Origin of the sequence: Alloalcanivorax profundimaris (assembly GCF_015265435.1) — a bacterium.
In the GTDB taxonomy this organism is placed as follows: domain Bacteria; phylum Pseudomonadota; class Gammaproteobacteria; order Pseudomonadales; family Alcanivoracaceae; genus Alloalcanivorax; species Alloalcanivorax profundimaris.
In genome coordinates this window covers 21,758-42,925 of record NZ_JABJWH010000039.1, presented here as the reverse complement: position 1 = coordinate 42,925, position 21,168 = coordinate 21,758, and the positions used below count along the sequence as shown (strand labels likewise).

Here is a 21,168-nt window from a genome sequence, read left to right as displayed (position 1 = left end):
CCAAGAATGCGACGTAGAGTGGCCGCTCAAGACAGGAAGCTATCCGCCGTTTTAAAACCGTCCGTGGAAACGGGGTAGAACCCTGATGACTTCTAGCCGCGCAGGAATGCTTCTACTCTATTAACCGTTTAATTCCGCCAATGGCACGCAATACTTTATAGCCGGCGAACAATCGAAGATATCAGCCTCTTCGATATCTGAGGGCTGCTCCCATAGAAAACGAAACTCTTTTTGGTGCGAGTATTTATCCGGCTTAATGAAATACTTTGCCGCCTTCACAATATCAGCTGTACGGTGAGAAATTTCATTGCGGCTTACTACATCCCCAGGAAAACCCAAAACAGCTTTATGGCGACGGTAAAGACATTGCCCAAATGTGAAGTTATTGGCGCCAATGGATTTCGCAACCGCCAAGGAAAATCCGTGCGGGTTATTAATAACAAATGCCGAATCGTATCCAAATCGTTTCATTGTCACGAGATCAATATCACCGAGAAAAGCGCAGAGCATATGCTGGTTATATCCAGACCCATACTTTCCACCCATCACCCCAAAGGGCGTTTTTGCAACGAGGGTGACAATACCTTCTTGATTATCCCCAATTTCCGGATGATCAAACTGATTGTAATAGCTAAACGACCCAAGCTGCAGTGCCCCATCTTTGAAAAAAGCATCTACATGCTCTTTCTTTGCAAGCTTCACAATCGGCACTTGCGGGGCCACACCAATCCTAAAGCGCCTCTCAGGTACTGGCTTAACGAATTGCGAAGATTTTACTGGTTCGTCGAACGGGGCATCGTGAACAAGCGCGCCACAGAGTCCCTTCAACTCGTACTCTGAAAGCTTCCTATCTATCCACATGTGCTTATATATGCGAAATGATCCAGCCATTTACCCCCCAATGATTGGCAGCCTTTATGAACTCGCTTTTTTAACTATCGATATCGGAGCAAATAATTACTTTTACAGAAGCACCTATATTTTTCACTCCGGGTGATGCTTAATTATCTTAAGCATGATATTTGTTACGCGAATGAAGGCGCCCGCGCTGGCCAAACCAATAAAAATCCAAACCAAACCAAACCATGCATCCTCTGTTGACACAAAAAATCCAACTATCGAGAGTATGCAAAAAGAAAAGCTCAACCAGATAGCTTGGCCTAGATATGAAACCAAATCATCACTGTAATCAGTTTGACGAATCTTCTTCATTATCGGCGAGTCAAGGGTCATCACGATTGCTTTGGCTGTAGCCAGAAAGCCCGTGATTATTGCACCGAGCGTAAGAGACGAGCTCAAAATTGCATCTCCGGCAGGCAAGACCAAGCCTAACCTCCACCATAGGAAGCACCCCGCCGAAGATAAAATATACGGAGAAATCCGCTCCAGATATATCGTTTTCATTTCCCTAGAACATTTTTCCAGGCGTTATATGCTCGCTTTAAAGCCTTATAACGCTCCACCTGAGGAAACCGCAAGTCAGCACCCACCGGTATGTCATCAAATTGATGGACTAGTCGTTGGGCAATAAGATCCAAGACCTCCATTCGACTATCAAGATTTTCTAACACGCCCACCTTAAGCTTGGTGACACCATCCGGCTTCTGACCAGCCTTTGTCTTCAAAGCATTAGCCGTTTTGTCTATGAAATCACTTAGATGGTTATTTCTAGGTCTACCTGCAGAAATTGTCAGCTCAACCTTTTCTCCACGAGACCGTTTACCGAGGTCCAGGGCTTGCGTTAAAGCCGTTCCCGCCACCCGGTCTTCTTGAGAAAGAAAGCGCGGATCGATCTCGAAAACGATTTTCTTCGTCGCCGCACGGCTATGAAACTTTCGCTCGACGGTGTCATCGTACTTCGGGACAAGCTCCATTGTGTAAGAGTTATTAGGATCATATTCGTTTAAATATTCTTGTATCTTTCCGATCCGCGCGCCATGATGGTTATACTGGACAATTAGATGGCCAGTTTTTTGTACATACAAACATGCAGTTTCTTCACAAAACACTTCGCCCTTACTGAATGGAAACCCTCTAACAGGAGTTGTTTTTGAGGCTTTCCCTGGTCCATGCTGCTCCCGAAACTTTCCAAAATCAAAAAACCACAGACCACCTTCCTCTCTGACATCCTCAATTCGTATATCGGAATATCCGAGGGTTCGTACCCTTGCCTGAAGCGGGTCGTCTTTTATCTGGTTAAGAAGATCTTCAAAGTTACCGCTTTTCTCGTGCAACGTAACTCTAAACGCGTGCACCTTCAGCGTTTCCTTCATACAGCTCTCTCTTATTAGTTAGGAAATGATGCTGCATACCCCTACCAAGTAACGATATTCGCAATCTGCCAGAACTGACTATCGTGTTAGGTAACGGCACCTACACCCGCAGAATAAAAACGTGATGTGTCTCACAAGTCAACACTTGTATCCGTATATCGCATAGGCACAAAACATGGGCTCAAAAATCGTTTTAGTAAGTAACGACCAACTAACCATGGGGTCCCCGCTATCACTCACTCCAAACCAAATCCAACTCCTTCGCTGCCTTCACATCCTCCAGCCGGCGCACGGGCTGGGTGAACGGCGCCTGGGTGACGGTGTCCGGGTCGGTGTTGGCTTCGTTGAGGATCTGTTCCATGGCGTCGACGAAGTCGTCCATGGCTTCCTTGGTTTCGGTTTCGGTGGGCTCGATGAGGAAGCACTCGGGCACCAGCAGGGGGAAGTAGATGGTGGGGGCGTGCTGGTTGTAGTCGAGCAGGCGCTTGGCGATGTCGAGGGCGGTGACGTGTTGGTCCTTGGCCAGTTTGGCGAAGGTGAGGATGAATTGGTGGCTGGCGCGGCGCTCGGGGTAGGCGGGCTGGCAGCCGATGGCTTCGAGGCGTTTGAGCAGGTAGTTGGCGGCGAGGGTGGAGTATTCGCCGACGCGGATCATGCCTTCGCGGCCGAGGACCATTGCGTAGAAGTAGGCGCGCAGGAGAACGCCGACGTTGCCCATGAAGGCGCTGAGGTGGCCGATGCTTTTAGACATGGGTCATGTATTCATCTAGTGACACTCGCAACCCACACCTTTCTAAAACTAGATACCCAGCCGTTTCGAGTAAACATCGTATGTGTTTATAAAATTCCTAGCCGTAAATTTTATCTTGTTATCGTAAATCACATCGTTTGATCTCTTAAACAAATTAACCAATCTTAAAGCATCTGAATAAGTTTGCGGAATCAAAATCAGGTGGTAATCAGTAATCTTAGACGAACCTTCTCTTTCAAACGCCACACAGAACTGCTTCATTTTTATCCAGGCATCATTGAATTTATGTAAGTCCATTCCTTTATCTACTGGTTTCCCTATTTTCGTACCCTTACATGCTGGCGCAGGTTCAGCCCCAAACCATTCATTTACCACTAGGGTTATTCGAAGTCGATCACCATAGTATTCGGTAGCCATTGCAACGGTCGCTATCAAAAAATCAGCCTCAGGCTTAAAATCTATTAACGAGCCCATAACCTTATCTGGATGTGGTTTATTTTCATGTATAGACCAAGATTTTTCCTCTGCCCAAATACTTTGCGATAAAAAAATAACAGCCAACAACAGTATTCTCATAATATAATCTCAAAATTATCACATTTTAGTTTTCTATATCTCTATCGAACAATCACCACTGAAACCACCATGTTTTATTCTTTTAAAAGTGCGCGACAGAGCTTGCGTCAAAACCTGAGATCTACCCTCTGACGCTCGGAGAGTCTCACATTACCCTTCAAATCTTAACGCTTTACCAACTCTTAAAAATCCACCCGCACTCATCCCAAACCAAATCCAACTCCTTCGCCGGCTTCACATCGTCCAGCCGGCGCACGGGCTGCGTGAACGGTACGCGGTGCCCGGGTCGGTGTTGGCTTTCTTTAGGATCTGCTCCATGGCGTCGATGATGGCCGTACTGCTCCTAGTCAAGAAGGCACTTGGCGATATCGAGCGCACCAACTTTGTATCCTAAACTTATAAAAAAAGATACTTAACGTAATAAGAGAACGGCATACTTATTTTATTTTGATTGTGGATACTCCTACATTCTGATGAGTTGTAAACTTTTACCAGTTTGTAAAACTGGCCCTGCAGGCTCTTTTCGTACAACGCTAAATCATCACGGACTTCTTGGCCGAGACGCATGGCATTTCTTGCGGCACCGTCAACTTCTTCGTTTTCTATATATTTTTTCAATTTATCGGAAATAACTTTCTGAGCGACATACTTTTCTAACTTGCTGGCTGCCAAACCGCATTTCATAAATGACTTTAATTCATTATCGATGGAACTGCATGACCACAACGCGGCCAAAAAGGCTGTAACAACCATCGCTCTTTTCGACATAATCCCCCCTTAGCATCCAATTTATTTAAACGAAACCTAATTAATAACGACTAAAAATTTTGTGAAAGCGCGGCACTTTGGCACCGCCCGGCTCCCTAAGCACTGCCAAATCTCGCATTGAATGTTTCGTCGCTCATTGTGATAAGAATAATGAATTCTATAAAGGCGATGATTGCGGGAATAAAAGTCCAGAAAAATAGCAGATAGATGATACCCTGGCCTATCTGACCCAAATAGAATTTGTGAACACCAAACCCACCCAAAAAGAAAGCTAACAGGGCGGCGGCAATCTTACTTTTACCGTTAGGCGCCATATTCACGGACGACGGAGGCGCCATCTGACGAATACCACATTTTGGACAGATCTCCGCCCGAGCTTTAATGATTTCACCACAATCCGGGCAAAATTTCTCATCCACAGCCTTTTTTCCCTTCATTTCATCAAGTTCCATACTTTCCCCATTATTTAACATTGACAGCAAGCAATACCCAGAAGTTGAAGTAGAGCATTATCTTACTTCGCTTAGCGAATAGGACCTGACGGTAGCGGAGCCATCCGCATAGTCTTCGGTTATGGTTAACCGATCATCAGGTACAGAAACACGCCAAGTCACAGGTGCGTCCCCTCCTCTGGTTCGCCAAGGACCATCCTCCGTCGCCCAGATTAGCGTATTGCCGTCGAGGTAACATCTGAAACCCCAACGACTGCTATCAGAACCTCTGATGTAATGGAATTTATAGCTACTTCCTGATTTGCCATCAAAAGCCACTATTCCTACATTTTTCGACATGATGGTTGCGATACCAGCTCTACATATCTCGGTTTCTGTAAAGCTCCCCAGCTCAACCTCTTCTTCGGCAGCCAGCAACCCAAAGATTGCTACGTTAACCGTCAAACATAAAACGGTTAATGCAACCATGGACATCAAGTACTTTTTGCTTGGTGGCTTAGATCTCCCCACCTTCAAAGGCTCGTGGTTAAGCCCGGCCTTTTCTCTAGATTCTCCTATCAACTTAGTTCCACAATGAGTACAGAAGGTATCTCTTTCTCCGACCCGCTCTCGGCATTCTTGGCAACACCTCACACTATCTTTATCCAATTTTCCCTCACAGACCTTTAATAAAAAAATTTCCTTCCTGCATGCTCTCAGGCGAGCACAGCAGTATTGCTCTGATTTCATTTATAAGGAAGACCAAGCGCGAACCTAGTCATAAGGAGTAGTTGCAGCCGCCAAGGCGGTGCGCCAGCCGAACTGAATACGCACCTAAGCACTACAACTTAGCCAAGAGCACCGTTGCTGCCATTGCCAGCACGAATGCAGCAAGAGGGCTGAATGACACGGATAGGACCGTGAACAACGCGCCGAATGCACTCAACCTAAGGTGCAGACTTGCTGAACTCGCTAATGCAGGTTGCGCCACAGGCGCTCCTCCATCAATTGGCTCCAATCTTTCAGGCTGCTTGGATGAAGGCCGTTCAGACTTTCGCTACTTTTTATATAACCCGCTTTTTTAGGAAGTAGCAAACCAAGCGGGATATTTGGTGAAGCAGAGAAACACTCTGCCTCACGCATTCAAAAGACATGATGCACTACATGGTCATGTCTTAATTCTTGCACCCATTTTTGTCACAGGTGATTCGTTCGTGAGAATCAACCCAGTGGCTTGGATGGTCCTTTGTGTTGTACCCACAGCCAGTGGTGCCACCTTTATTGCCTTGGTGGACGACTCCGGTCGGTATATGTTTAACAGCCATTTTTGATTCCTCCTATTATTATATAATTCCTTTTCGCCGAAACCTCGTCGGCTTGTCATCAGGTTTTGCACAAATAAAAACCTGTTCGTCATCCCAATGCTCAGTCGCATTACTGCAAAACCATAATGCGACACGCATCACATTTCAATGCTCATACGCTCTTGTCGCGCAGGCACAAAAAGGGGCCAGAAAAGGCCCCTTCAATAGTGAGAACTAACTAACCCCTAAAACCCCGCCATCACTCACTCCAAACCAAATCCAACTCCTTCGCCGCCTTCACCTCATCCAGCCGGCGCACGGGCTGGGTGAACGGCGCTTCGGTGACGGTCTCCGGGTCGGTTTTGGCTTCGTTGAGGATCTGTTCCATGGCGTCGACGAAGTCGTCCATGGCTTCCTTGGTTTCGGTTTCGGTGGGCTCGATGAGGAAGCATTCGGGGACCAGCAGCGGGAAGTAGATGGTGGGGGCGTGCTGGTTGTAGTCGAGCAGGCGTTTGGCGATGTCGAGGGCGGTGACGTGTTGGTCCTTGGCCAGTTTGGCGAAGGTGAGGATGAATTCGTGGCTGGCGCGGCGGTCCGGGTAGGCGGCCTGGCAGCCGATGGCTTCGAGGCGTTTGAGCAGGTAGTTGGCGGCGAGGGTGGAGTATTCGCCGACGCGGATCATGCCTTGGCGGCCGAGGACCATGGCGTAGAAGTAGGCGCGCAGGAGGACGCCGGCGTTGCCCATGAAGGCGCTGAGGTGGCCGATGCTGGTGGGCAGGGTGTCGGTGTCGATCCAGTGATACTCTCCTGAAGAGCCGCCGGACTCTTCGTCCCTCCCGGCCATGGGGGTGGGCAGGTAGTCGAGCAGGCGCTGGGAGACGCCCACCGGGCCGGCGCCGGGGCCGCCGCCGCCGTGGGGGGTGGCGAAGGTTTTGTGCAGGTTCATGTGGATGACGTCGAAGCCCATGTCGCCGGGGCGGACCTTGCCGAGGATGGCGTTGAGGTTGGCGCCGTCGTAGTAGAGCAGGCCGCCGGCGTCGTGGACGGCTTTGCTGATGGCTTCGATTTGCCGTTCAAAGACGCCGCAGGTGGACGGGTTGGTCATCATCAGGCCGGCGGTTTGCGGGCCGCAGGCTTCCTTGAGGGCTTCGAGGTCCACGTCACCGTTTTTGCCGACCGGGACTTCGCGGACCTTGTAGCCGCACATGACGGCGGTGGCCGGGTTGGTGCCGTGGGCGGCTTCGGGGATCAGGATTTCGGTGCGGGCGTCGTCGCCGCGGGCTTCGTGGTAGGCGCGGATCATGGCGACGCCGGCGAATTCACCCTGGGCGCCGGCCATGGGGGCCAGCGAGACGCCCTTCATGCCGGTGACTTCCTTGAGGAAGTTTTGCAGCTCGTACATGCAAGCCAGGTAGCCCTGGCTGTGGCTGGCCGGGGCGAGCGGGTGCCGGTTGAGGAAGCCGGGCAGCATGGCCGCGCGGTTGGCGCCGCGCGGATTGTATTTCATGGTGCAGGAGCCGAGCGGGTAGAACTGCTTGTCGATGGCGAAGTTCTTGGTCGACAGGTTGGTGTAGTGGCGCACCACTTCCAGCTCGCCCACTTCCGGCAGGCCGGGTTTGTTTTTGCGGCGCAGGCTGGCCGGGATGGCGGACAGTTGGTCCTCACTCACGGGCTTGGGCGCTTGGGCGGTGGCGCTGCGGCCCGGCCGAGAGTGTTGGAAGATCAGCGTGGTTTCGTTGCTCATGCCAAGACCTCCTTGAGAGCCTGCGCGAAGAGGTCCAGGTCCCCTTCCGTATGTACTTCCGTCGCGTTCACCAGGATCGCGTTCTTCATGCTGTAGTCCTTGGCGAGGCTGAGGCCGCCGAGGATGTCCTTTTCGGCCAGTTTGGCGAGCACGGTGTCGGCGTCCTGGGGCAGCGTGAGGGCCACTTCGTGGAACACCGGGGCGGTGAAGGCGCGTTCGACGCCGTCGAGGGCGCAGAGCTTGTCCGCCAGTTTCTGGGTGTTGGCGTGGCAGTGGCCGGCGACGCTGGCGAGGCCGTCGGGGCCGAGCAGCGAGGTGTAGATGGTGGCGGCGGTCATGGCCAGGCCCTGGTTGGTGCAGATGTTGCTGGTGGCCTTGGAGCGGCGGATGTGCTGCTCGCGGGCTTGCAGGGTGAGGGTGAAGCCCTGCTTGCCTTCCATGTCGATGGTGCGGCCGATGATGCGGCCGGGCATCTGGCGCACGTGTTTCTTGGTGCAGGCCATGAAGCCGAAGTAGGGGCCGCCGGAGCTGAGCGGGATGCCCAGGGGCTGGCCTTCGCCGACCACGATGTCGGCGCCCTGCTCGCCCCATTCACCGGGAGGCGTGAGCAGCGCCAGGGAGGTCGGGTTGACCACGGCGATGACCAGCATGCCGTTGGCGTGGGCCCAGTCGGTGAGGGCGTCCACGTCTTCCAGGCTGCCGAAGTAGTTGGGCTGGCTGATTACCAGGGCGGCAAAGTCCTGACCTTCGTGTTCCTTGAGGCCGTCCACCAGAGTCTGGCCGGCGTCGGTGCAGAACGGTACGGACACCAGTTCCACGTCCTGGTTGCGGACGATGGCGTCGCAGGCGCTGCGGTAGCGCGGGTTAAGCGCCTCCGGCACCAGCACCTTGCGGCTTTTCGATTTGCGGTTGGCGCGCAGGCTCATAAGCACCGCTTCCGCTAAACCTGATGCCCCGTCGTAGACCGAGGCGTTGGAGACGTCCATGCCGGTGAGGCGGGCGATCAGGGTCTGGTATTCGTAGATCACCTGCAGGGTGCCCTGGCTGGCTTCCGCCTGGTACGGCGTGTAGGCGGTGTAGTACTCGCCCCGCGTCGCGATTTCCCATACCGCCGCCGGGATGTGGTGCGCGTAGGCGCCGCCGCCGATAAAGCTGAGGGCGAAGCGGTCCTGTTCGGCCCGGTCCGCCATCAGGCGGGTGACTTCCATTTCGCCCTGGCCTTCGGGCAGGGCGTCCAGGCTGCTGCCCGCCTTGAGGTGGGCGGGGATTTCATCGAAGAGTTGTTCAATGCTGTCGGCGCCGATGGCCGCCAGCATGGCTTGGACGTCGTCCTCGGTGTGCGGGATGTAGGGCATGGGAGGCGTTACCGGATGATTAGGTGGTCAACGGAATGGTTCGGGCGTTCGGCGAAAGTCGAGTTGCAAGTTTCAAGTTGAAAGTTGCAAGGGAAACCCCGACTCGGAGCCGCCCTTTGCAACTTGAAACTTTCAACTTGCAACCCGCCCGAAGGGCGTTTATTCGCTGTCGATCTGTTCCTGGTACTGGTCGGCGGTGAGCATTTCCTTGAGCTCGCCGCTGTCGGCCATTTTGATCTTGAACAGCCAGCCGCCGGCGTAGGGTTCGTTGTTGACCAGCTCGGGCTCGTCTTCCAGGGCCTCGTTGATGGCGACCACTTCGCCGGAGACCGGAGCATAGATGTCGGAGGCGGCTTTCACGGATTCGACCACGCCGGCTTCGTCGCCGGCGGCGAACACCACGCCCACTTCGGGCATTTCCACGAAGACCAGGTCGCCCATGGAGTCCTGGGCGTGGTCGGTGATGCCCACCACGGCCACGTCGTCCTCGACGCGGACCCATTCGTGGCTGTCGCGGTAGCGCAGTTCGGCAGGAATCTCGCTCATTGGTTGTTCCCCTCAGTGTCCGTGTTTGAAAGTTAATCCTGCGGTTTATAAGCCGCTTTTCCGTTCCTGACAAACGGCGGCCGCACCACCCGGGCGCGCAGCCGTTTTTTGCGTATCTCCACCTCCACGGTGCCGGTGGTGCCGGCGGGCAGGCGCGCCAGGGCGATGGCCTGGCCCAGGGTGGGCGAGAAGGTGCCGCTGGTGGTCTCGCCTTCGCCCTCCCCGTTATCAGAGTGCGTGTGCACGGTCTGGTGGGGGCGCAGCACGCCTTTGTCCTCGAGCACCAGGCCGCGCATGACCGGATGGTCCTGTTCCTTGTGCCGTTCCAGGGCGCGGCGGCCGACGAAGTCCCGCTCGGCGTCGTCCAGGGCGACGGTCCAGCCCAGGTTGGCTTCCCAGGGGGTGATGTCGTCGTCCATGTCGTTGCCGTAGAGGTTGAGGCCGGCTTCCAGGCGCAGGGTGTCGCGGGCGCCCAGGCCGATGGGCCGCACGCCGGCGTCGAGCAGGCGCTGCCAGAGCTCCGGGGCCTTGCCGCCGGGCAGGATGATCTCGGCGCCGTCCTCGCCGGTGTAGCCGGTGCGGGCGATCAGCCATTCGCCGACGGTCTCGAAGCCGAAGAACGGCATGTCGCGGACCGCTTCACCGGCGGCGTCGCAGAGCTGCTGCTCGAGGATGCCGCGGGCCTCGGGGCCCTGCACGGCGATCATGGCCAGGTCCGGGCGTTCGCGGATGTCCACGGCGTAGCCGCCGGCCTGGCCTTCCATCCAGTCCAGGTCCTTGTCGCGGGTGGCGCAGTTGACCACCAGGCGGAACTGATCGGCGCCTTTATAGACGATCAGGTCGTCCACCACGCCGCCGCGCTCGTTGAGCATGCAGGTGTAGAGGGCGCGGCCGGCGGGCACCTTGTCGATGTCGTTGGCGAGCAGGTGGCGCAGGTAGGCGCGGCTGTCGTTGCCGGCCACGTCCACCACGGTCATGTGGGAGACATCGAACATACCGGCGCCCTGGCGCACGGCGTGGTGCTCCTCCAGCTGGGAGCCGTAGTGGATCGGCATGTCCCAGCCGCCGAAATCCACCATCTTGGCGCCGGCGGCGAGGTGGGCGTCGTAAAGGGGTGTGCGATGACCCATGGGAATGCGGGCTCCAGGTCCGTGGGCCGGGGCGGCGGGGCGCCGAATCCGGCCCATTGATTGTCAGGGGTGAAGGATAACGGACGCGGGCCACGGCGCCTAGGCGGGGGCTGACCGGGCGGTCGCCTCCGCCGGCGGGCTTCCTGCTTGTTCTGGCGCCGGCGTTCATTCGCGAATAGTTCTCGTTTATACTGCCCGCCGCCACAGTTCGTCCTTTATTTGCCTGCACCGGGAGCGTGACGCCATGCGGCCCGCCCAATCCCGCCAACGGGATGCCCTGGATGCCCTTTACCGGGACCATCACCGCTGGTTGCACAATCTGTTGCGCAGCCGCTCCGGTTGCAGCGAAACCGCCGCCGACCTCGCCCAGGATACCTTTCTGCGGCTGCTTAGCCGCGATCAGGACCCGTTGGGGCTGACCCACCCGCGCGCCTATCTGCGTCGCATTGCCCGGGGCCTGCTGGCCAACCATTGGCGCCGCCGGGATATTGAACAGGCTTACCTGGAGGCGCTGCGCCAGCGGCCGGAAGCGCTGGCGCCGTCCCCCGAGGAGCACCACCTGGTGATGGAGACCCTTTATGAGGTGGACGCCTTCCTGGCCACCCTGCCGGACAAGGCCCGGCGGGTGTTTCTGATGTCGCGGCTGGACCGCCTGCGCTATGCCGAGATCGGCGAGCGGCTGGGCATCTCCGAGCGCATGGTGAAAAAGTACATGGCCCGGGCCACGCTGCAGTATTTGCGCCTGGACAACCGGGGCGACGGGCGGTGAACGACCGCGATCCGGCCCTGCCCGACGAGGTGCTGGCCCAGGCGGCGGAGTGGTTCGCCACCCTCGGCGACGAGCCGGTGCCCGAGGCCGAGCGCCAGCGCTGACGGGCCTGGCTGGCGGCCAGCGAGAGCCACCGGCGCGCCTGGCGGCGCTTGGCGGATCTGGACCGGCGGCTGGGGGCGTTGCCCGCCGCGCCGGCCCGGCGGGCGCTGTCGGCGGCGGGCCGGGGGCGGCGCCGTTTTCTCAAGGGCGGCGCCGGGCTGGCGGTGCTCGCCGCCGCCGACGGCCTGGCCTGGTCCCGGGCGCCGATCTGGCGGGCGGACCTGCGCACCGCCGTGGGCGAGATCCGCGAGCAGGCGCTGCCGGATGGCGGCCGCCTGTGGCTCAACACCGACACCGCCGTGGACCTGGATTACAACGCCAAGCACCGCCGCCTGCGCCTGCTGGCCGGGGAAGTGCTGATCGAAACCGCCGCCGACCCGTGCCCGTTCACGGTACTCACCGCCGCCGGGGCGGCGCGGCCCCTGGGCACCCGGTTCAGCGTGCGCCTCACCGACACCGGCACCCGGGTGGCAGTGTGGTCCGGCTGGGTGGCCCTGGCCCCCGCCGACGCGCCGGGGCGCGGCGCCGTGGTGGCCGGCGACGGCGGCGCCGGCTGGGAGCGCGGCATGCTGATCGCCGACGACCGGCCCCTGGGGGAATTTCTGGAGGAACTGGCCCGCTACCGGCGCGGCGTCATTCATTGCGACCCGGACGTCGCCGATCTGCGCCTGGTGGGCAGCTTCCCCCTGGCGGACACCGACCGGGTGCTGCGTTCCCTGCCGGAGGCGCTGCCGGTGGACGTGGCGTTTCTGACGCCCTGGTGGGTGTCGGTGTCCCGGGCTGGTTGATGGCTGGATAGCGGGGGATCGCGACTGAAGCGGCACGCCGCCCGGTCGCTCCTACGGATAAATGTTGGTGTTGTGGTTCCCCTTTTTTGGTTTCACGGGGCTGGGTCCTTGAACCCTTTCATACGAATCCGGAAAAAAGGATCGCCCCATGGCGCTACGTCCATTGTCCCGCTCCTGGCCCCTGCTGGGTGCCTTGCTGCTTGCCTCGCCGTTGCAGGCGCAGACCGCCGCCGCGCAAACCCCGGCCCCGCAAACCCAGGCCCGTGATTACGCCATCGAGGCGGGGCCGCTGAGCACGGTATTGCCCCGCTTCGCCGGCGAGGCCGGGCTGCTGCTGTCCGCCGACGGCGAACTGACCCGGGGCAAGCAAAGCCCCGGCCTGCGCGGCCGCTACACGGTGCCGGCGGGCCTGGAGCAGCTGCTCGAAGGCACCGGCCTGCGCTACCGGCTCACCGACGACGGCGGGCTCACCCTGGAGCCCGTGGGCGAGGGCCACACCCTGGCGCCGGTGGCGGTGACCGGCACCGCCCAGAGCCGCTACGAAAGCCGCTACGCGGACAGCGCCCTGCGCCTGCCCAAGGACGTGGCGGACGTGCCGCGCAGCCTGGACGTGATTCCCGAGCAGTTGCTGCTGGACCAGCAGTCCCGGGAGCTGGCCGAGGTGTTCCGCCTGGCCCCCAACGTGACCGTCAGCGACGGCTACGGCGGCACCCGCGGGAGCACGCCGTGGTGCGCGGTTTCGCGCGCAACGACAACTTCTACCGCAACGGCGTGCCGTTCGTCACCGACAGCCGCATCGACCCGGCCACCGTGGAGAGCATCCAGATTCTCAAGGGCCCGGTGGCGGACATCGGCCGCATGGCGCCCAGCGGGCTGATCAACATCCAGACCAAGCAGCCCTCCTTCCAGCGTCAGGGTTCGCTCTCCACCGCCTTCGACGAACACGGCCAGCGCCGGCTCACCGCCGACACCACCGGCCCGGTGGCCGGCAGCGACACCTTCGCCTACCGCGTTACCGGCTCACTGGAAGACAGCGAGACGTTCCGCGACAACGACGTGGAGCGCCAGTTTTTATCTTCCTCATTGCTGTGGCAAACACCGTCCGGCTTCCGCCTGTCCGTGAACCATGAGTATTCCAACGACAAGCGCCCCATTGATCGGGGGCTGATCACCGAGCCACTGGCCAACGGTGACCGGCGCATCGTCGATGTGGATCGCGACGCCCGTTTCGATGGCAACGTGAAAAACCAGCGCGAGGAGCACTATCAACTGGTGCAGGTGGACAACACCCTGCCCCTGGGCGAGAGCGGCTGGGATCTGGACAGCACCTTGTTCTATTCGCGGGAAGGCGGTGACGATGTGCGCGCCGAGGTGGTCAACGTGTCCGACAGCGGCGTGCTGACCCGGCGCATGGGCAGCAACGAGAACCGGGAGCGGCGTTCCGTGTTTCTGCGCTCGCAGTTGATCGGCTCGCTGCCCACCACCCTGCCGGTGGATCTGGCCGCCGGGGTGGAATACCGCCGCGAAACCCATGAGTGGGAGAACTACACCGGCGCGCTGCAAACCGGGGGCACGGTGAACGATCCCGATTCCTTCGATCTGGTCAACGACATCGGCACCCCGCAAAACGGCCTCTATTTCGATACCGAGGTGCAATCCCAAGGCGTGTTCGCGCTGGCGGATGTGGCCCTGCTGCCCTCGCTCACCGCCACCCTGGGGCTGCGTTACGAGGTGTTCGAAACCGACTTCCACCGCCGTGATCTGCTCGCCGGCGGCGTCACCGACGCCCGATCCGGCGACCAGAACAAGCTCACCAAGGGGCTGGGGCTGATGTGGTCGGTGACCCGGGATCTCAATCTGTACTTCAATTACGCGGACACCTTCGAGCCGCAGAGCATCTTTATCGGCCAGACCCGGGTGGCCGAGGCGGACCCTCGGGAAGGCCGCCAGTACGAAGTGGGCGCCAAGTGGCACCTGCTCGATGACCGCCACTTCCTGACCGTGTCGCTGTTCGATCTGGAAGAAGACAACGTGGTGCAGTTCGAGAATGGCGAGCCGGTGCTGAACGGCGGCCAGACCTCCCAGGGCGCGGAGGTCTCGCTGGTGTCCAACCCGGTGGACGGCTTCAACCTGCGCGCCGCCGTGGGCGTGGTGGACGCCGAGCAGGTCACCAATGACGACGATGACGGCAACCGCCCGGCCAATGTGCCCACCACCACCGCCAGCCTGTGGGCCAGCTACGAATTCCAGACCGCCGCGCGGCCGCTGCGGGGGCTGGGCCTGGGCGGCGGCGTCTCCTACGCCGGCGATCGCTATGGCGACAGCGCCGGCAGCTTCGAGATGGACGGCTACACAGTGCTGGATGTGGGCGCCTGGTATTACCTGCCGCTCAGCCAGCGGGAACGGCTGCGCTTTGATGTGGGCGTGAAGAACCTCGCCGACGAGGAATACTACAGTGCCTCCGGCGGCTCCTACCGGATCTCGGTGGGCAACCCGCGCACCGTGTTCGGCGGGGTCAAACTGGAATTCTGATCGGTGGCTTCCCTGGCGCGAACAGCATTCCGGGTGCACAGCTTCACCGGCGTGATCACCGGTTTACTGCTGTTCATACTGTGCTGGAGCGGCACCTTCGCGGTGATCGCCCATGAACTGGACTGGCTGGCCACGCCCGCCGCCCGGGCGCAGCCGGCGCCGGGTCCCGACAACTGGGCGGCCTGGGAGGCCGGCGTGCACGCCCACGCCCCGGACACCCGGCTGCTGGGGCTGCGCGCGCCGCTCAATGACCACGGCGCCGCCCAAGCGATGATCCAGCGGCCCGATGGCGGACGGCGCCTGCTGTTCATCACGCCGGCCACCGGCCAGGTGCAGGGGGAGGCGAGCCCGTTCACGGTGCAGCGCTTCTTCCGGGAGTTTCACCGCAGCTTCTATATTCCCACGCAATGGGGCACCTATCTGGTGGCGGCGCTGGCGGTAACGCTGCTGGTGTCGCTGGTGGCCGGGCTGCTGTTCTACCGGCGCTGGTGGCGGCGCTTCTTTTCGTTGCGCTGGCGGCGCGGGCCGGGCCTGTGGAGCGAGCTGCACAAATTCGTGGGGCTGTGGAGCCTGTGGTTCGTGCTGATCATCGGCGTCACCGGCCTGTGGTACGGCGTGGAGCGGGCGCGCCTGGATATGGGCGACGGTCTGTTCGCCTACGCCGGGCCCACGGCAATGGCGGCCCACCGTATTGCCGAACCCGACAGCGATCCGTCACGGCCGCCGCTGTCGGTGGCGGCGCTGGTGGACCGGGCACGGGCACTGCGCCCGGCTCTGCGCCTGACCACGGTGATCCCCGGGCCGGACCGTTTCTACGCCGAGGGCGAGGCCGATGACCTGCTGGTGCGGCCGCGCGCCAACCTGATCTATCTGGACGCGCGCAGCGGCGCGCCGCTGTACAACCAGGACGCCGGCGATCTGCCCGCCTACTGGCGCTGGTCGGAGACCGCCGACCCGCTGCACTTCGGCGACTTCGCCGGGCTGCCGGTGAAGCTGCTGTGGTTTGTGTTCGGGCTGCTGCTGTGCGGTTTGATTCTCACCGGCACCTGGATGCATGCGCGTCGCCTGGCGCGCTCCGAGCGGGCCCGGGAAAAGCACCGCTGGCGGGGTACCGGGGCGGCGGTGGTGGTGTCGTTGCTGGTGGTGGTGGCGTCGGTGCCGCTGGCGATCCACCAGGTGCGTCTTGAGTATGGTGGTTTTCCGCCGTTGCAAAGCGGTGTGATGGCGGTGGTGCTGGGGTGGGTGGTGCTGACCGTGATACTGCTGGCCGGATGGGGATGGAGCCTGAAGCGGCGCTGAGTGGTCGCGGCTGAAGTGGTTCCTACGGTGGGTTGGCGTGGTGCCGGCGATGATCGCGGCTGAAGCCGCTCCTACGGCGGGAATAGCCCGCCGTGGGAGCACCGGCGGGGTTCCGTTTCCGCCGCAGGCGAGGCACCTTGTAGGAGCGGCTTCAGCCGCGATGCCGGGCCGATCAGTTCTTGATCGGCGCGGAGACGTAGTTAAGGAACACGCCGCCTTCGGGGATGCCGAGGGTCATGCTGGCGGCCTCCAGGTTGTTGTCCGGATCGAAAGTAATCCGAGTGTCGATCTCCTGCGGTTGCTCGCTGCGTTGCTCGATTTGCAGGCGGCCATCCTCCAGGAAAGTAACATCGCCCACCAGGTGCAGACTCAGCGGGTAGCTGTAGAGATCGTGGCTGAGCGTGATGCCCAGGGCCGCCGGTTCGAGATAGGGCGCGGACAGATACACATCAAGGAAAGTCTCGAAGACCGGACCGTCCGAGGTTTCGCGAATCCACCCGGTGACCGGCTCGGTGCGGCCGTTGCCCCGGTCCTCATAGCGAATACGCATTACCTGCGAGCCGGTTTCGATCACCTGAGTGGCGATGGGAATATCGAACCAGTCGAAGAAACCCAGCCCCAATTCCGCATAGACATCCACGGAGGTGGTCATCAACTGGGTGGGGTAGATGTTCACTCGTACCGCGTCTTCCTCAGGATCGTACCCCAACACCTCCACGTCGAGGGCCGCGGTGACATAGATGAACTTGTCGCTGGGGCAGTCTTCCCCGAAAGTGCACCCCACCTGGGCATCGGTGAGCAGCCCACCGTGGGAGGCCACGAACAGCTCGGTGCTGTTGGGTGGCACCGGATACTCGCCGGAGCCGGCCGGGCTTTCCTGGGGCTGAGGCTCGCCGTCCTGATGGACAAAGTCCGCGTTGGTATCGTAGGCGGGCAGGTTGCGCAGTTCCTGGAAGACGTTGTTGTCCGCCGGGGCACCGGTGAAGTAAAGCTCCAGGTTGGGCCCGCCCATGTCGTCGTCCGGGGCTTCCAGCACGGCGGTTTGCAGGGGGCCGTTGTCCTCGGTGCAGATGGCCGCGCCGCTGGTGCAGTCGTCGGCGCTGAAGTCCTGGTTCTCGGACATCAGCACGTAGCGGTAGGTGGCGCCGTCTTCCCAGGGCTGGTCCGGGGTGAAGGTGATCTTGCGCCCGTTGTACTCCAGTTCACCGGGCACGGTGTCCAGGCAGGTGTACTGGGTGCGGCTGTTGCCGTCCACGGTGCCCTGGGGGGCCTGGCCGGGCTCGGCGATTTTCTCCACGCGGAAGCTGCCGGTGTCGCAGGTTTCACCGACCTGGATGCTCTCTTCCAGCATGGTCTGGGAGAACTGCACCACGATGGGCCGCTGGCCGGGCATGGGCATCACCGGCATGTGATCGTCGTCGCCCTCGCCGCCCCGGCACTGGCCGTGGTCGCCGGCGGCGATGTCCCAGGTGGTTTTGTCCGCCGCGCAGGGGAAGCCCGGGTAGGTGGTGGTGGCGATGGCCGGGTGCCCGCTGCCGATGTACTCGGGCATGGTGAAGATGCGGGTGAACGGCTGGGCCGGGTTGCCGGCGGTGTCGGTGACGCCATCGGTGATGCCCACCTGATAGGTCATGCCGTACTCCAGCGGTTGCTCCGGCTTGATGACGATGGAGACGCCGTCCAGGTAGTACTCGAATGGCACCGGCGCGCCGTTAGCGAGCAGAGTCAGGTCCGTGCCCGGCTCCACCGACATCGGGTCCAGCGGTTCATCGAAGGTCAGGATGATCGGGTCGCCGGGGCGCTGCTTGTTCAGCTCGTCGCCGGGCAGCCAAGTGGCGATCTGGGGGGTATCCAGGTTGCGCGGCTGTTCCGGGGCCGTCTCCTGATCCGGGTAGGACTCCATATGGAAGCTGAGCATGCCGTAGGCGTTTTCCACGCCCAGCACGCGGGGCTCGACCATGCCCACGGCGTCCACCACCAGGCTGTCTTTTTCCAGGTCGGTGAAGGCGTAACCCACCAACTCCACCTGCAGCAGGTTCTGGTTGAAGGCACCGTTGGCCTTCTGGGTCTTGGTGTCGAAGGCCACGTCCATGGTCAGGCGCAGTTGCTTGGGGGCGCCGGCGTCCTCGGAATAGGGATTCGGCAGCAGGTAGCCGTTGGCGTCGGACAGGAAGGTGACGGTGACATCGCCGGAATCAAAACCGGCGGGTACCGCGCCACCGATGTTCACGTCCAGCGGGTCGCCGCTGAGCAGGGAACCGCGCGGGATGCGCAGCGGCGTTTTGTCCGGGAAGTTGGGCGCGAACGCCAGCTCCGCGTACACATCACCCTGCTGCTTGGAGACGGTGTTGTCGCCCAGCAGCTTGGCCACCAGGGGTACGCAATTGATGGCGTCGCCGGTGATCGGCGAGGTGCGCACGCCGTCATCCAGGCAACCCAGCTGGGTGTCCGCCGGCTCGGCTTTCTGCGCCAGCATGGCGCGCGGCGTGGTGTCCCTGGGCATGAATTCCCGGGTGTAGGCGGGCAGCGTCTGGCCTTTGATGTTGCGGACCTGGTTGGTCAGCGTCAGGGTCAGGGTGGTGCCGGCCTGCACCGGTTCCACCGGGTCCTCGCCGCCTTCGCTTTGCGGCGTCGGGTCGAGGGTGATGTAGCGGCCATCCGCCAGCAGGGTGGCGGGAATCACCTCGCCGTTCTGGGTCAGGGAGATGGTCTGGCCGTAAACCAGGGAGTCCGGGTCCACCGGCTGCGAGAGCCGCAGGTTCACCGAGGAGAAGTCCAGGAAAGGCACCTCGGCGTCGTCCGGATTGACGCTCACCACCTCGAAGGTGTCCTCGCTGCTGCGCAGATCGAACGGGCCCTGCAGGGCCGGGCGGGTGGTGAAGTTGAGTGCGTCACCGGGCAGTGAGGGCTCGCCGTTGTCGGTGCGGATGTCGTTGAGCGTCAGCGTATAGTCGCTCTTCAGTGCCAGCGGCTGGTCCGGGGTGAGCACGGCGCTGAGCCCGCCGTCGACGCTCGCCACGCTGAACGATACCGGCCCGTCCGGGCCTTCCAGGGTGAAGTTGCCGGCATCCACTTCCACCGGCTCGGAGAAGCGCACCACCACGGGGGCGCTGGGCGCCACGTCCCGTTGCCCTTCATAGGGGTAGGTGTAGAAGACTTCCGCCTCCACCCAGTTCTCGAAGCTGACGTCCTGTTCGCTGCCGCCACCGCCGCCGCAGGCGGCCAGGGCCAGCGCCATGCCGGCCAGCAAGAATGTTCTTTTGATCATGGCCCGCCTCCTCAGAATTTCAGGGTCACGGCGCCGGTGATGACGTGCACGTCACCGTCCGCTTCCACGGTTTCATAGGGTTCCGGATAGCTCGGGGAACGGGTGTCGTAGAGATCGAACTCGCGGGTTTCCAGTTTCTGGTACTGGTAGGCGAGGTCGAAGCGCACCGGGAAGGAGAAGAAGCGGGTGCGTTCGTACTTGGCGGTGAGGCCCAGACCCAGGATCCACTTGTCGGTGTCCAGGTAGTTCACGTTCAGGGAGGCATTGGATTTCAGCGGGCTTTCGCTGTAGGCCACGCCGCCGGTGAGGGTGAAGTTCTTGTTGAGCTGGTACTCCGCGCCGATGCGCGGGATGACGATGTCCTGGAATTCCAGGATGCCGGCGCCGTCCGGGTTGGCCACCGCCTGGTCCTTGATGGTGTCGCTGTCGAACTCGTCGGCGAGATCGGACCATTGCTGCATTTCCACGCTGGCGCCCACGCGCAGCCGCTCGGTGCCGTAGAGCACGCCGGCGGAGTAGATGTTGGGCTGGTAGGAATCCAGGGTGGTCACCGCCAGGGACAGGCCCGGTTCGTCGATGACGCCGGGGATCACGGTGTTGGCGTCCACGGTGGTGTTGGTGTTGGAGTAGCCACGGAAGGCGAAGGCGGTTTCGAAGCCGTTGTACCAGCAGTCACCGTCCGGGCAGAAGGTCTCGCCCAGGTCCATGGTCAGGCTGAGCGTGGGCCGGATGGAGGGCTTGGCGGACACGTCCAGCTTCTCGTAGCGGGTTTCGCCGGCCAGGTTGGTGTAGGCGCTCAGCTCCGCTTCGGATTGCAGGGTGATGCGGGCGGAAGCGCCCACGTCGATGCCGCGCCACAGGCGGGTGGCGCCGCCCAGGCTCAGGAACAGGGGCTGGCGGCCGTATTCGAAGTACTGGCCTTCCCGGGAGGTCTGGGATTCGAAGGCCAGCATTTCCTCGCCGTATTTCTCGATGCCGATCATCACGCCCAGGTAGAGCGGATGGTTGAAGCGGGTGAGGTTGGAGAGGTTCGACTTGAGGCCGATCAGGGTGTGCTGGGAGGGCGAGTCCTGCAGCACGTCGCCGCCGCTGCGGGAGGCCGGGGCGGCGCCGCCCAGGCTGTTCAGGCGCAGTTCGTGGTCGGCGTGCAGAATCCCCATGGTGAGTTCGCCGCGCGGGTCCTTGGCCAGGTAGGCCGGGTTGTAATACACCGAGGAGACCTTGGTGTTGAACATGGACAGCGCCTGCGCGGAGGCCACGTCGGTGGGCAGCACCCCGTAGGTGGTGCCAATGTTCCCCATGCTCGCGAAGGCGTTGCCGGCGGTTCCCATGACAAGCGCCAGGGCGGCGCCCTGGACGATCTTGTTGTTTTTCATGCTGGACATCTCCGTTGGGCCGTCGGGAGCAACGGCGCTTTATTATCAAATTCGCCTCGGTACAGGCGTTCACATCAGGGCGGCGAAGTATGGGCTACCGAAATCCTACTAAACACCGTGAAATGCAACATTTGGTGCACTTTTGTTAACCAATTC

18 protein-coding genes are annotated in these 21,168 nt (G+C 60.6%); 5 read left to right on the top strand and 13 right to left on the bottom strand.

What is annotated here, in order from left to right; all coding sequences use genetic code 11:
• Nucleotides 1–120: 120 nt before the first annotated feature.
• From HMJ39_RS17515 to gcvT, 11 genes are all read right to left on the bottom strand, one after another.
• Nucleotides 121–723, bottom strand: coding sequence for a hypothetical protein (locus HMJ39_RS17515; RefSeq protein ID WP_194298292.1), 603 nt, complete (start codon nt 721–723; stop codon nt 121–123).
• Between the two features lie 261 nt (nt 724–984).
• Nucleotides 985–1,404 carry a hypothetical protein gene (locus tag HMJ39_RS17510; protein WP_194298291.1) on the bottom strand — a complete coding sequence of 140 codons (420 nt, stop codon included), beginning with the start codon at nt 1,402–1,404 and terminating at the stop codon, nt 985–987.
• Nucleotides 1,401–2,273: a DUF6731 family protein gene (locus HMJ39_RS17505; protein ID WP_194298290.1), complete on the bottom strand. Its 873-nt coding sequence runs from the start codon at nt 2,271–2,273 to the stop codon at nt 1,401–1,403. Before HMJ39_RS17505 ends, HMJ39_RS17510 begins: the two co-directional genes overlap by 4 nt.
• 232 nt (nt 2,274–2,505) lie before the next feature.
• Entirely contained in the window at nt 2,506–3,024 is a 519-nt protein-coding gene (locus HMJ39_RS17500) for a PLP-dependent aminotransferase family protein (RefSeq protein ID WP_228462452.1), read from the bottom strand.
• A gap of 48 nt (nt 3,025–3,072) precedes the next feature.
• Entirely contained in the window at nt 3,073–3,600 is a 528-nt protein-coding gene (locus HMJ39_RS17495) for a hypothetical protein (RefSeq protein WP_194298289.1), read from the bottom strand.
• A gap of 396 nt (nt 3,601–3,996) precedes the next feature.
• Nucleotides 3,997–4,368 (bottom strand): hypothetical protein, encoded by a 372-nt coding sequence (locus tag HMJ39_RS17490; protein ID WP_194298288.1) that lies wholly within the window; start codon nt 4,366–4,368, stop codon nt 3,997–3,999.
• 95 nt (nt 4,369–4,463) lie between these two features.
• Nucleotides 4,464–4,820 (bottom strand): TM2 domain-containing protein, encoded by a 357-nt coding sequence (locus HMJ39_RS19185; RefSeq protein ID WP_194298287.1) that lies wholly within the window; start codon nt 4,818–4,820, stop codon nt 4,464–4,466.
• Nucleotides 4,821–6,362: 1,542 nt separating this feature from the next.
• Complete coding sequence (gene gcvPB / locus HMJ39_RS17480; RefSeq protein ID WP_194298286.1) at nt 6,363–7,847, bottom strand: aminomethyl-transferring glycine dehydrogenase subunit GcvPB; 1,485 nt, start codon at nt 7,845–7,847, stop codon at nt 6,363–6,365.
• On the bottom strand, nt 7,844–9,202 hold the full coding sequence (gcvPA, locus tag HMJ39_RS17475) for an aminomethyl-transferring glycine dehydrogenase subunit GcvPA (RefSeq protein WP_194298285.1): 1,359 nt from the start codon (nt 9,200–9,202) through the stop codon (nt 7,844–7,846). Before gcvPA ends, gcvPB begins: the two co-directional genes overlap by 4 nt.
• A 159-nt stretch (nt 9,203–9,361) precedes the next feature.
• Nucleotides 9,362–9,748 (bottom strand): glycine cleavage system protein GcvH, encoded by a 387-nt coding sequence (gene gcvH / locus HMJ39_RS17470; protein ID WP_194298284.1) that lies wholly within the window; start codon nt 9,746–9,748, stop codon nt 9,362–9,364.
• Between the two features lie 32 nt (nt 9,749–9,780).
• On the bottom strand, nt 9,781–10,878 hold the full coding sequence (gcvT, locus tag HMJ39_RS17465) for a glycine cleavage system aminomethyltransferase GcvT (RefSeq protein WP_194298283.1): 1,098 nt from the start codon (nt 10,876–10,878) through the stop codon (nt 9,781–9,783).
• A 244-nt stretch (nt 10,879–11,122) separates the two neighbouring features.
• Here gcvT and HMJ39_RS17460 point away from each other — a divergent pair, with 244 nt between their 5' ends.
• From HMJ39_RS17460 to HMJ39_RS17445, 5 genes are all read left to right on the top strand, one after another.
• Nucleotides 11,123–11,647, top strand: a complete 525-nt coding sequence (locus HMJ39_RS17460; RefSeq protein WP_194298282.1) for a sigma-70 family RNA polymerase sigma factor — start codon at nt 11,123–11,125, stop codon at nt 11,645–11,647.
• Nucleotides 11,648–11,799: 152 nt separating this feature from the next.
• Nucleotides 11,800–12,537, top strand: a complete 738-nt coding sequence (locus tag HMJ39_RS17455) for a FecR family protein (protein WP_194298281.1) — start codon at nt 11,800–11,802, stop codon at nt 12,535–12,537.
• Between the two features lie 148 nt (nt 12,538–12,685).
• On the top strand, nt 12,686–13,414 hold the full coding sequence (locus tag HMJ39_RS18980; protein ID WP_228462451.1) for an STN domain-containing protein: 729 nt from the start codon (nt 12,686–12,688) through the stop codon (nt 13,412–13,414).
• Entirely contained in the window at nt 13,309–15,069 is a 1,761-nt protein-coding gene (locus tag HMJ39_RS17450; RefSeq protein ID WP_323370930.1) for a TonB-dependent receptor, read from the top strand. Before HMJ39_RS18980 ends, HMJ39_RS17450 begins: the two co-directional genes overlap by 106 nt.
• 3 nt (nt 15,070–15,072) lie before the next feature.
• A complete protein-coding gene (locus tag HMJ39_RS17445; RefSeq protein ID WP_194298279.1) occupies nt 15,073–16,368 on the top strand; it encodes a PepSY-associated TM helix domain-containing protein in 1,296 nt (431 codons plus the stop codon).
• Nucleotides 16,369–16,540: 172 nt separating this feature from the next.
• Here the strand turns inward: HMJ39_RS17445 and HMJ39_RS17440 are convergent, their stop codons facing one another.
• Complete coding sequence (locus HMJ39_RS17440) at nt 16,541–19,636, bottom strand: Ig-like domain-containing protein (RefSeq protein ID WP_194298278.1); 3,096 nt, start codon at nt 19,634–19,636, stop codon at nt 16,541–16,543.
• Between the two features lie 11 nt (nt 19,637–19,647).
• A complete protein-coding gene (locus HMJ39_RS17435) occupies nt 19,648–21,012 on the bottom strand; it encodes an outer membrane protein transport protein (protein WP_161382482.1) in 1,365 nt (454 codons plus the stop codon).
• Between the last annotated feature and the right edge of the window lie 156 nt (nt 21,013–21,168).